The organism is Odoribacter sp. N15.MGS-14 (assembly GCF_000980245.1).
In the GTDB taxonomy this organism is placed as follows: domain Bacteria; phylum Bacteroidota; class Bacteroidia; order Bacteroidales; family Marinifilaceae; genus Odoribacter; species Odoribacter splanchnicus.
Genome location: NZ_LARE01000075.1, coordinates 1 through 12,378, shown reverse-complemented (window position 1 = coordinate 12,378; position 12,378 = coordinate 1). Strand labels below are relative to the sequence as shown.

Annotated in this window: 15 protein-coding genes; 2 read left to right on the top strand and 13 right to left on the bottom strand. The window is 43.2% G+C overall.

Annotated elements, in window-relative coordinates; translation table 11 throughout:
* Positions 1-442 (bottom strand): hypothetical protein (locus WS34_RS12690; RefSeq protein WP_286693771.1); only part of this gene is annotated, 442 nt, incomplete at its 3' end.
* 75 nt (positions 443-517) lie between these two features.
* Between WS34_RS12690 and WS34_RS12685 the strand changes: the two genes are divergently transcribed.
* Complete coding sequence (locus WS34_RS12685; RefSeq protein WP_046402579.1) at positions 518-751, top strand: hypothetical protein; 234 nt, start codon at positions 518-520, stop codon at positions 749-751.
* A 233-nt stretch (positions 752-984) separates the two neighbouring features.
* Here the strand turns inward: WS34_RS12685 and WS34_RS12680 are convergent, their stop codons facing one another.
* From WS34_RS12680 to WS34_RS12635, 10 genes are all read right to left on the bottom strand, one after another.
* Positions 985-1,617, bottom strand: a complete 633-nt coding sequence (locus tag WS34_RS12680) for a sigma-70 family RNA polymerase sigma factor (RefSeq protein WP_118577413.1) — start codon at positions 1,615-1,617, stop codon at positions 985-987.
* Positions 1,618-1,643: 26 nt separating this feature from the next.
* A complete protein-coding gene (atpG, locus tag WS34_RS12675) occupies positions 1,644-2,525 on the bottom strand; it encodes an ATP synthase F1 subunit gamma (protein ID WP_046405217.1) in 882 nt (293 codons plus the stop codon).
* An 11-nt stretch (positions 2,526-2,536) separates the two neighbouring features.
* Positions 2,537-4,147: a F0F1 ATP synthase subunit alpha gene (atpA, locus tag WS34_RS12670; protein WP_046405216.1), complete on the bottom strand. Its 1,611-nt coding sequence runs from the start codon at positions 4,145-4,147 to the stop codon at positions 2,537-2,539.
* A gap of 27 nt (positions 4,148-4,174) precedes the next feature.
* Entirely contained in the window at positions 4,175-4,708 is a 534-nt protein-coding gene (locus WS34_RS12665) for a F0F1 ATP synthase subunit delta (RefSeq protein ID WP_013611736.1), read from the bottom strand.
* 4 nt (positions 4,709-4,712) lie between these two features.
* On the bottom strand, positions 4,713-5,216 hold the full coding sequence (gene atpF, locus WS34_RS12660; protein WP_046402571.1) for a F0F1 ATP synthase subunit B: 504 nt from the start codon (positions 5,214-5,216) through the stop codon (positions 4,713-4,715).
* Between the two features lie 6 nt (positions 5,217-5,222).
* Positions 5,223-5,477, bottom strand: coding sequence for an ATP synthase F0 subunit C (atpE, locus tag WS34_RS12655; RefSeq protein ID WP_013611738.1), 255 nt, complete (start codon positions 5,475-5,477; stop codon positions 5,223-5,225).
* A 47-nt stretch (positions 5,478-5,524) separates the two neighbouring features.
* Entirely contained in the window at positions 5,525-6,574 is a 1,050-nt protein-coding gene (gene atpB, locus WS34_RS12650; protein ID WP_046405214.1) for a F0F1 ATP synthase subunit A, read from the bottom strand.
* A gap of 36 nt (positions 6,575-6,610) precedes the next feature.
* Entirely contained in the window at positions 6,611-6,844 is a 234-nt protein-coding gene (locus tag WS34_RS12645) for a F0F1 ATP synthase subunit delta/epsilon (RefSeq protein WP_013611740.1), read from the bottom strand.
* Positions 6,845-6,932: 88 nt separating this feature from the next.
* Positions 6,933-8,438: a F0F1 ATP synthase subunit beta gene (gene atpD, locus WS34_RS12640; RefSeq protein WP_046402565.1), complete on the bottom strand. Its 1,506-nt coding sequence runs from the start codon at positions 8,436-8,438 to the stop codon at positions 6,933-6,935.
* A gap of 169 nt (positions 8,439-8,607) precedes the next feature.
* Entirely contained in the window at positions 8,608-9,000 is a 393-nt protein-coding gene (locus WS34_RS12635) for a hypothetical protein (RefSeq protein ID WP_046402564.1), read from the bottom strand.
* Positions 9,001-9,214: 214 nt separating this feature from the next.
* Between WS34_RS12635 and WS34_RS12630 the strand changes: the two genes are divergently transcribed.
* A complete protein-coding gene (locus WS34_RS12630; protein ID WP_046405210.1) occupies positions 9,215-10,468 on the top strand; it encodes a DEAD/DEAH box helicase in 1,254 nt (417 codons plus the stop codon).
* Between the two features lie 140 nt (positions 10,469-10,608).
* Here WS34_RS12630 and WS34_RS12625 read toward each other — a convergent pair whose 3' ends face one another.
* Together WS34_RS12625 and WS34_RS12620 are read right to left on the bottom strand one after the other, a co-directional pair.
* Entirely contained in the window at positions 10,609-11,076 is a 468-nt protein-coding gene (locus WS34_RS12625) for a calycin-like domain-containing protein (protein ID WP_286693770.1), read from the bottom strand.
* Positions 11,077-11,424: 348 nt separating this feature from the next.
* A partial coding sequence (locus WS34_RS12620) for a PCMD domain-containing protein (protein ID WP_046405207.1) occupies positions 11,425-12,378 on the bottom strand: 954 nt, incomplete at its 5' end.

Below are 12,378 nucleotides of genomic sequence, written 5' to 3'. Positions count from 1 at the left end.
CCTTCATTAACCTCCCTTTTATACAATTATATGCAAAATTATGTAATGTGACATTAAAATAACCATCACCTATGATGTTAATATGAACAATCTTCCGCAATTTAGGCTCAAGATCAGCCCCTCCATAGATATCTACCTGACACTCTATAGGCACTTGCTTAAACTCAAAATTATCCGGAAAATTACATCCGACCAATTCTCTATTGGTTTCCATATCGATCTCACAACATTTCCCTCTATAGCCTACATTACAAAAACATTGGTATCCGTCCCATGCCCTCGTACCCTCCGGGAAACAGGGATTGGGATCGTCATCATTAAAGGTGCTTACACTAAATAAAAACGAAAGGCCTGTTACCAAAACCAAAGACCCCATTTTCAAATACTTAATTAAAAACGTTTTCATCATCATAAAATTTAAAAGTGAATAATAATCATTCAAAATCGTACTGATTTTGGATGAAACATTTGCAAATCATCGCATTTTTATTTTATTCACTTTTAAATTTCATTGATTATGAAAACACCTTTATTAAAAAATCTGAAATTATGGATTTTGGCCGGAATTACCGGTTTATCTTTTTTATCCAGTATGACTGTTTCTGGAAACGAGGATTATTATCCTTGTTATAAAGAGGGTACGATTACCTGGACAGGAAAGGAATGTATATGTGTACAGGGATATACAGGAAAATGTTGCGAGGTGGACCAAATGACAAATGAGTCGAAGGCTAAATGTAGCCTGCAATAATTTCTCGATTGGTATCTTCGACACCGACTTTCTATTCCGATTTCGGGTTTTATACCGGAAGACCGATTCGTCCGGAACGGTCAGTGAAAGAAAGAGCCAGCCGACCGACAAAAACGACGGGGTCTCCGAACACGAACACCGAAGACGAATAAATAACAAAATAATTGTTCGTTTAATTGGTGATAATATTTCTAATATTAATTTGTTTAAGGAAAAAATTATTTTTCTGATTATTAAGCGTATAGAACTAAAGGAGCAGAAGAATTCCAAAGTAAGTATACAGCAAAATTAATCGAACGATAATCTTTTTCCAATTCGCTCCTCAATGTTCTCAGCCCATTCCGGAGTAGAGTCTTCAATGTATTGACGGATATATTCAGTTCGGCTGCGGCATCCTTATATTTCATTTCTTCGAGCAGGATCCGGGTAACGACAGCCCGGGTCTGAACGGGTAATTTCGAAATAGCCCGATTGATTCTGTCGGCCACTTCGGAATCCATTTCCAGTGCTGTTTCTACTGCAATATTTACCTCGGGAGGCAGATCTCTGCGCCGATTCCATACATCCTTACGATGTTCATACGTGTAGCAAGCATTCCGGACAGAAGTAAAAAGATAAGAAGGAAGTGCCGAAGGAAGTAGTTTTTCCAAATAGTCGTCTGTCCACAACCGGATAAAAAAGTCCTGTACAATATCCTCTGCTGTAGAAAGAGAATGGACAAATTCATCCGCAAAGAGCACCAAAGGCCGGTAATACCGCCTGAACAGCACTTGTATCCCTTGCTTACGGTCAATCTTAAAGCACTGAAGTATGTCTGCATCCGAAATCATAACCACCATAGAAACGTTTGTACAAATATACGACATTTCGGATACATTAACACTTCAGTGGCTTAACTTTCCCGATTACTGCCTCCAGCGATATCCAACAGTTCGGAAGTAATCCCTTGTTGTCTCAATTTATTATACTCCAGCTGCAACTTACCTAATAATTTCACGGCATTATCATTAGCCATCTGCATCGCCAGAATACGGGCAGCCTGTTCGGAAGTTTTATTTTCCATCAACAGATCGTACATCAAAGCATGCATCATCAGGGGATACAACATGGTTAATATTTGTTCACATCCGGGTTCATAAATATACCATGGACCGACCCGATCTGTGGTTTCTATTTTTTCTTCCGGTTCTACAGCAACCGGCAAAAAAGAACGTAACCGCACGATTTGTACGCCCATACTTTTATAATGTGCATAAACAACTCCAACCTGATCGTATTTCCCTTTCAAAAAATCTTCCATCAGTTCATCCGCCAATTCCCGGGTAGCCGCCATATAGTCTTTCTTTTCAAAAGCTTCGGGATGTCGGGCCAGGCGAATGCCCTTTATCCGTTTCACTTCAGCCAGTATTTTTTTTCCGACCGGAAAAACGGTAATTTCCCGGATACCCCGTTTTTGATAAGCCTGTACTTCCTCCACCAATTTTTTATATAAATTGATATTGAAAGCTCCGCACAATCCATCGTCGGAAGCAAAAATAACAATAGCCACCTTCTTTACCTGGCGTTTCACTGTCAATGGCGACTGAAACTCACAACCGGATCTTTCAATATGGGCATATATTTCCCATAACTTCCGGCGATAAGGCTCGGCCTGAAGCAACTTGTTCTCGGCCTTTCTCAACCGGGCAGAAGAAATCATCTTCATTGCTCCGGTAATTTTCTGAGAGGAATGGACAGAATTGATCCTTCCTTTCAGTTCACGCATCGTTGCCATTCTTCTCTTTTTTACTTATCTACAAATTCTTCGGTTTGTTTCACGGGTGCAGCAAATTTATCGGCTACTTCCTTAGCCACTTCCTCCAACAAAGCAGCGACGACTTCGTCCAGATGTCCGACCTTCAATTCATCCAACACCTCTTTCCGGTAACGTACCCGAAGAATATCGAGAAAATATTTCTCAAAATCGCCGACATGTTTTAAAGGTACCCGTTGTAACAATCCCTGGGTTCCGCAATAAATAATAGCAATCTCTTCTTCTACAGGCATCGGGGCATATTGAGGTTGTACCAATAGGCGGGCATTTTTTTGTCCTTTATCGATTACCATCTGAGTGACCGGATCCAAATCTCCTCCGAATTTGGAGAACGACTCGAGTTCCCGGTATTGAGCCTGATCGATTTTTAAGGTTCCGGCAATTTTTTTCATCGCTTTCACCTGAGCATTTCCTCCTACCCGCGATACTGAAACACCTACATTGATTGCCGGCCGGACTCCTTCGTTAAACAGAGAAGTTTCGAGGAATATCTGACCATCTGTAATCGAGATGACATTCGTCGGAATGTATGCCGACACATCGCCGGCCTGAGTCTCGATAATCGGTAAAGCGGTCAGTGATCCTCCGCCTTTGATCACCGGTTTCAACGGTTCGGGCAGGTCGTTCATCGTCGAAGCCACCTCATCATTGGATATAATCTTGGCCGCCCGTTCAAGCAAACGGGAGTGCAAATAAAAGATATCCCCCGGATAAGCCTCTCTACCCGAAGGTCTGCGCAAAATCAAAGAGATTTCCCGATAAGCTACAGCCTGCTTCGACAAATCATCGTATACGACCAGCGCATGCCTCCCGCTATCCCGGAAATATTCTCCGATCGTCGCTCCGGCAAAAGGTGCATAATAACGCATGGCAGCCGAATCGGACGCATTGGCAGCCAATACTACCGTGTAGTCCATCGCTCCGTGAGTTTTCAATACGTTGACCAAGGCTGCCACAGAAGAAGCTTTCTGACCGACAGCGACATAAATACAATAAACCGGTTTACCCTGCCGGTAATTTTCACGTTGATTCAATATGGTATCGATAGCGATAGCCGTTTTTCCGGTTTGCCGGTCACCGATAATCAGTTCCCGTTGTCCCCTTCCGATAGGTACCATCGAATCCACCGCTTTAATCCCTGTCTGCAAAGGTTCTTTAACAGGCTGCCGATAAATTACCCCGGGAGCCTTTCTTTCCAAAGGCAGTTCCAACAGATCGCCGGTAATCGGCCCTGCCCCGTCGATGGGTTCTCCCAATGTATCGATTACCCGTCCCAACAATCCTTCTCCCACATGAATAGAAGCAATATGCCCGGTGCGTTTAGCCGTAAAATTCTCTTTCACACGATCTCCCAAATTCAAAAGCACGACTCCCACCTGATCTTCTTCGAGGTTCATGGCTACTCCCCTTACCCCATTTTCAAATTCGATCAGTTCGCCGGAAGTCACATTGTCCAGCCCGAATACATTGGCTACGCCATCTCCTACCTCCAATACAGTTCCAATTTCTTCAAATTCAGCTTTCAAATCAACGTTATCCAGTTGTTGCTGAAGAATATCTGATGTTTCACTTGGTTTTATCATAATCTAATCATTTATACTTATCCTCTCCTATTTCAATTGCTTTGCGATTTTTTTCAACTCTCCGCCTACTGAATAATCGAGCTGCATGGAATTTACCCGGAGTACAAAGCCCCCGATAATAGCCGGATCTACCTTTTCGACAAATTCGATCTGTCTGGAAGTCCGGTCCGTTACCAGTTTTTTTATCCGGTCCAGCGTCTCCTGCTTCAAAGCAACCGCCGTGATAATCTTTATTCGTCCGATCTGGTACACCTTCCGGTATAACTTCTGGTACATCAGACAAATAGAGCGGATATACATCTCGCGGTGATTTTTTATCAGCAAACGGATTCCCCGCAGATACAACGTTCCGGGTTCGATCCCGATAGCGATCGTCAACAATTGTTCTTTATCCCGGGGAGACAATATCGGATTCAGTAATGCCTTATGTAAATCGGGATGGGAAATATAATTTTGTTCGAAGGTCTTCATTTTTTGATATACCTCTTCCGCAGCATTATATTTCTGTGCTACTTTCAGCATAGCCAAAGCGTATCTCCGTGCTATTAAACCTTCATCCATATCATTACAGTTTCTGAGCTGATTCCAGCTCATCCAACATTCGATCCACCAATTCTACCTGAGCAGTATCTTTCGACAAATCTTTTCTCAATACTTTCTCCGCGATCTCGAGTGACAAACGGCTCACCTGTCGCCTCATTTGTTTTTCGGCCTCCCGTTTAGCCTGTTCCATAGAAGCTTTTGCCTCTTCCATCATCTTCCGGACTTCATCGGCAGCTTCTTTTTTTGCGTTCTCGATCATCTCCCGTTTCATCCGTTCGGTTTCCTGTAAAGCAACCAATTGTTTTCTATGGGCTTCGGCCAGCATCTCTTCCACTTTTGTTTCCACTTCGTCCAGCCGTTGTTTTGCCTCGCGGGTAAATTTCACCCCACTATCGATAAAATCCGCTCTTTGTTCTATACTTCGGATAATCACGGGCCAGGCATATTTAGCCAGGATAGCCAGAATGATCAGAAAGACCACCAGCATCCAGAATACCAACCCGATCTCCGGTTTAAAGAGTCCCATAAACGATTATATAAACAAGGCCAACAAACATACAATGATAGCAAACAAAGCGACTCCTTCAATCAAAGCAGCGATCACGATCATATTCGTACGAATATTCCCGGTCTGCTCGGGTTGGCGGGCAATAGCGTCCATGGCATTCGCCCCGATCTTCCCAATACCTATACCTGCACCGATAGCAGCTAACCCTGCGCCGATGGCAGCACCCACTTTTGCCAGACTCATTCCGGCAGCGACCTGTAATAAAATCATACTTAACATAGCTTTTCAATTTTAAAATTATTCTATTTTATATTATTTTACTTTGTTCATTTCTCATGCCGGGCCCCGGTTTCCGCAGGTCTTGCCAAAGAAATAAAAATGGCAGACAACAACATAAATACATAAGCCTGTATGAAGCAAATCAACAAATCGATAAATCCCATAAATACAGCAAACACAACGGCAATCACGGTCGAAGTCCCCATAATCACAGGTCCCATCGCTGCAAAAATGAAAATCAGGGAAATCAGAACCAAAGTAATCAAATGTCCACCGAGCATATTGGCAAACAACCGGATCATCAAAGCAATCGGTTTGGTAAACACACCGAAAATCTCGATGACAGGCATCATCGGAACCGGACATTTCAACCAGGTCGGCACTTCGGGCCAAAAAATATCTTTCCAATATCCCTTACGTCCTGAAAAGTTGACTACGACAAAAGTACACACAGCCAACACTAAAGTGACAGACATATTTCCGGCCAGATTGGCACCTCCCGGAAAAATAACAATCAAGCCCATCAAATTCATCAAGAGAATAAAGAAAAATAAGGTCAGCAAATACGGTCCGAAACGCCGGGCATCTTTCCCTAAAATCGGTACAATCAACTCCTCATACAACATACCGACTCCAAATTCCATCATTCCTTTTACACGCCGCGGCGCTTCATACGGTTTCTTCTTATACCACCGGACCAATGGAAAGACGAGCCAACAAAGCAGTAAAGCACATATAAATAAAGCCAGTACATTTTTAGTGACCGAAAAATCCCAGGGCCGGTAAATATGGCCGGAAGCATCCCGGGCAATCACTTTTCCCTCGTATTCGCCCTCACCGGCAATATAAAAACCTTCATATTCCTGTCCTCCGGCTAATTTTGCAGAACTGAACACATGCCATGTTCCTTCTTCATCCCTGACAATCACGGGTAACGGGATATGCAAATTCCAGACATTCCATCCGTATTCATCTCCCAGATGTTCGAATATCGATTTTTGGGGATTGAATGATTCTGCTGCTGTTTCGTCTGCCTTTACCCATTGACCGGCCAGCAGGAATAGACTCAGTCCTAACAGATACCTGATTAATTTCATATTTTACTTCGTTTCAGAAATTACAAGCGTTGCCGGCTAATTAATACAAACGACAATCCGATTATCCAATACTTCGACAACTCCCGAATCGATCGTCAGTTGCTTTTCTCCTCCTCCTGTATCATAAACCACATTTCCATGCGTGAGTGTGGAAATCAGGGGGGCATGTTGTTCCAAGATAGTAAAAGTACCCAGGGAACCGGGTAAAGTCACCCGTTGTACATTCCCCTTAAACAATACTTTTTCTGCAGATATTATTTCCAGTCTCATAGTTATACAAATTACAAATTTCCAACCTAACAAGTCTCCAATTCTTCGCTTTCTTCCCGCCTATAACCTGCCTATAGCTTTTTGCCTTTCACTTTACCGCCTCTTTCATCATCTTCTTCCCTTTTTCGATCACATCCTCGATGGTTCCGGCATTCATAAAAGCCTGCTCGGGATACTCGTCCATTTCTCCGCTGAGAATCATTTTAAAACCCCGGATCGTTTCTTCGAGAGGGACCATAACTCCCTGCAGTCCGGTAAATTGTTCTGCCACATGAAACGGTTGTGAGAGATAACGCTGAGCACGCCGGGCGCGGTTTACCACCAATTTATCACTATCCGAAAGTTCATCCACACCGAGAATTGCAATAATATCCTGCAATTCCTGATAATGCTGTAACAATTCGATGACCTGCTGGGCCGTATTATAATGTTCCTCCCCGACAATATTCGGATCGAGGACACGGGAAGAAGATTCCAGCGGATCCACTGCGGGATAAATACCCAGTTCGGTAATCTTCCGGCTCAGTACGGTTGTCGCATCCAGGAAATTGAAAGTCGTTGCCGGTGCGGGGTCCGTCAAGTCGTCGGCAGGTACATAAATAGCCTGTACCGAAGTGATGGAACCATATTTAGTAGAAGCGATCCGCTCCTGTAACTTCCCCATCTCAGAAGCCAGCGTCGGCTGATATCCAACAGCCGAAGGCATACGTCCCAACAAAGCCGACACTTCCGAACCCGCCTGAGTAAACCGGAAAATATTATCGATAAAAAACAGGATTTCCTTTCCTCCTTCGTTAGAATCCCGGAAAGACTCGGCTACTGTCAGTCCCGACAAAGCCACCCGTAAACGTGCTCCGGGGGGCTCGTTCATCTGTCCGAACACCAGGGTAGCTTGTGACTGACTCACCTGTTCCATATCCACGCTTTTCACGTCCCATTTCCCTTCATTCATCTCTTCCTGAAAACGTTCACCGTATTTCACTACTCCCGATTCGATCATTTCCCTCAGCAAATCGTTTCCTTCACGAGTCCGTTCACCGACTCCGGCAAACACGGAATATCCATTATGCCCTTTGGCAATGTTATTGATCAATTCCATGATCAACACCGTTTTCCCGACTCCGGCCCCACCGAACAAACCGATTTTTCCTCCTTTGGAATAGGGAGCCAATAAATCGATCACTTTGATACCGGTCAGCAAAAGCTCCTGAGTCGTCGTTAAATCTTCGAATCTCGGCGGTTCCCGATGAATAGATAACGTATCGGTATAATCCAGTTTTCCCAATTTATCGATAGCATCTCCGGTGACATTCAATAACCGTCCCTTGATTTGTTTTCCCACCGGCATCGTCAGTGTACGTCCCAAATCCCAGGCTTTCATGCCCCTGCGCAACCCATCGGTCGTATCCATCGCAACACAACGGACAGTATCTTCTCCGATATGCTGTTCAACCTCGATAATCAATTTTTCGCCATTATCCCGTTCTATCCGTAAGGCTTCATAAATAGGAGGCAAATCCTCTCCGCCATTTTCAAAAATGACATCCACAACAGGTCCGATCACCTGTGTTACATATCCAAACTTCTCTGCCATAATATTGATTTTCATTAATTATTTAACAATTTCCGAATCAGCCTTACCTCCCCTATTTATCCACTTGCGTGCATATCCCTTTTTGTCACCGATTCTCAGAACGAACTACACATACTTCACCTTCCCCTGATTTGTGTAGAACCAGGTTTTTCCTCTTTTAACGAGAATGCTAAATGATAAGTTTCTCTAAAAAGTACAAAAGAAAACTCTTGTCGTGCCAGACAGATAACATCCTCATCCATTCGGAGGCATACCACATCTGCAAACGCATAGGCACACGAATTTTCTGAGCACCGTGCAGAATTTTATAAGATAAAATATTCCAGCTTTGATCGCTCCCGGCCGATAAATCGATTTGAGTAACCGGATTCAAAGCCTTTAGAATCAGAAAATACGGAATGTGGTTGTTTTTTAAATCTGAAGACGAAACTTCTACCAGGACAGGCTCATTCACAATTTCTTCTTCGGCAGTATAATCTGTCAAGCTTTCTTCCCTATCGATTGCCGACCCCTTTGTCCACAAAAGAAGAAACAATACCCCATATATCAGTAGAAACTTCATCGCTTTCAAAAATAAACTATTTTTTCATCACTAACAACTAATAACAAAAATAATGCCACAAAAAAAACGGAATGTTCCTCCTTAGTTGCCCAACTTCCATTATCTTTGTATTGGAATTAACTTGGACACAGAATGTTAAAACAGTCCCAGAGATTAAACCATTAATTATTTATAAAAATCGTATCTTTGAAGCGAAATTTGAGTGATATAAATTATGAGATTTGACGAAGTAAATTTAGACGAGAACGTACTGCAGGGAATAGAAGCTATGAACTTTCAGGAGATGACTCCAGTGCAAGAACAGACCATTCCGGTCATATTAGAAGGGAAAGATATCATCGGATGCGCTCAGACCGGAACCGGTAAAACGGCAGCTTACACCTTACCTCTACTCAGCCGTTTAGTCGCAGAGGGTAACCCCGACAATCACATCCGTGCAGTCATCATGGTACCTACCCGGGAATTGGCCCAACAGATCGACATGCAATTCGAAGGTTTTTCTTATTTTCTCCCCATTTCGACGACCGTAGTCTACGGCGGAGGAGACGGGGCCGGATGGGATCAGCAAAAGAAGGGTTTATTAATGGGAGCAGATGTGGTGATCGCTACTCCGGGACGTTTATTGTCACACATTGCCAATAGTGGTATCGATCTTTCACAAGTCAGCTACTTCATTCTGGACGAAGCCGACCGGATGCTGGACATGGGTTTTTTCGACGATATCATGCAAATAGTCAAACAGATGCCGACCAAACGTCAAACAATTCTGTTTTCAGCAACTTTACCACCGAAAATCCGGCAGTTAGCCAAACAGATATTGAAAGATCCGGCAGAGATCAATATCGCCATTTCCAAACCGAACGAAGCAATTATCCAATCGGCTTATATCTGTTATGAGACGCAGAAAATGACTATCATCCAAGAGTTATTCAGTAAACCCAACCGCAAAAAAACCATCATATTCTCTTCTTCCAAACAAAAGGTAAAAGATCTGGCCTATTCTTTAAAGCGCATGAAACTCAATGTTGCAGCCATGCATTCCGATCTGGAACAGGAACAACGGGAAGCGGTAATGCTCGACTTTAAAAACGGGAAGACCGACATTTTAGTCGCAACCGATATTGTTGCCCGGGGCATCGATATCGACGACATCGGTTTGGTCATCAACTACGACGTTCCCCACGATCCGGAAGATTATATCCACCGCATCGGCCGTACAGCCCGGGCGAATGCGGATGGTGTAGCCATTACTTTCGTCTGCGAATCGGAACAGGGTAAATTTCATAAAATCGAAGAATTTATAGAAAAAGATATCTATAAAATTCCGTTACCACCGACTGTAGGTCCTGGCCCTGCCTACAACCCACAGGCATTCGAGCGCCGTCCGAGAGGAAAATTCAAAAACAATCGCCCGGGAAGGAAACGTCCTTATACCCGGAAGAAGAATTTCAATAAACCGGAAAATTAAAGAGAAGAGGAACGCTGATTGGCGCAACTTCGGTTCCGAAAACAAAATATAAATGGTGAACTTCAGCTCCGCCAATCAGTATCAGACAAGCCTCCCGATCATTCCGAATTCATGCCCGAACCTGGAGAAAAATTCCTCTGTCAACGGGCTCCGATAAAGGTAACTTTCATTTTAACCGGATCGGTCCCGGGAGTCAAAGGTGCGGACACATCGATCAGCAAATTGGCTTTTTTATCTTTTACCGTCCCGCTCACTGTTATATCGGCCTGAAGAACGCCATTCATAATCGGTACCTGAGATGCGCTACCGTTCACTTCTCCTTTATCGTTCACAGCAACATTTTTTATCTCCAGATCCCCCACAGGGACCGTGCCGAATTTAAAATCTTTCAGCTCGAGATTTATCCTATCTTTTCCTGCATCGACAATGGTAATCTTTTGTCCGGTCAGTGGATCACCGATCGGAGTCCCTGCCTCATCCGTCACCGTAATCGTTCCCGTATAGTTTCCTGCCACCGCTTCTTTCTTATCATCGTCGTCATCACTACAAGCTGTCATCCCTAAAAAGAATACAGCCATCATCAAAAAACAGAGTTTCTTTTTCATCATTTTCTTACCGTTTAATCCTAATTATTATCTAATCTTAATCATACGGCCAATAATAAAAAAGGTTGTTTCTCGTCTAAACCGAACCTTGAAAGTTAAACAAAAAACTTTTAGGATTGAGTTATTATAAAGTACACCTATGAGAAAAAGTTCCAACTAGTGATAAACGTGAAGATCGATATGCCGATAGATTGATTATTAATTAAAAATCAAATTGCATTTAAAGGAAAAGAGCCCGGTACAATACCGGGCTTTATATCAAAATAAATAATTTTTTCTGAACAACTTTTGGGGTGTACTTCAAAACCCCCGTTCTCTTATTCCAGATTTACACAAATCGGGAAAATATTCCTATTCAGCATTAATAATTTCAATGTCATCCACAATCAACTCACTTCCGGGAGCTCCTGCAAATTCTGCACCATTTTTACTGGAAGAGCAAATGATTGAAAATTTATACTTTTTAGCCGGATCATAGGCTTTCAGATAATTCAGACTAACTTCAAAGGGAGTAAAAGCCGATTTTTCAGCACCATCTGTAAACATACCAATTGCCACAATATTAGTTGTAGCCGGATCGTATAGAGTCACACCGTCCAACCACTCAGTGGTATAGTCGTTCACTTCATATAATACCGCCGTAATGGCACAACTATCTGTCATTTCAGGAACCGGAACTCCCGTAACGACAGTAGACCAGCCGGAACCGGACACTTCGGTTTTATAATAGGTTTCCCCGGCTTTGTATTTATAGTATCCTTTTACAGTTTGTGGTTGGTTATAATAAGGTACCCCAAAATGAGTACTCTTCAATGTATTACCCATATCGACCACAAACTCACCCAAAAACAAAGAGGCTGCTGTTACCTTGGGCACAACGGTTAACATATACATACCCTTGCTGTCATTTGAAACAAGTCTTGCTCCCTTACCACTACGTCCATCTGCCTCCCCAACTCCGACAGCATCCATCGGACAAGCCGACAAGAGTCCTTTCAAAAGCACCAAAGCTGAATTGCTAGTCGCCCATCCGGCAGGATCGTAATAATCCAAATCACTAGGAACTATATTTCCTTCATCATCCGTTGCTTCGGCACTATGGAAAACCCAGGATTCAAAATCATAGTAGGACATGGTCTGAACGATTGAAACGGTATATACTTGCTGCGTACCATCTTCTGCAATAACGGTATAAGTTACTTTACCTGAAAAATCCTGAGCCACACCACTAGCTGGCATAACAGTAGCCTTTTCTGAAACAGCTATTGTAGGAATCAAAGTTTTCAATGTCTCCGTTCCGGTCGT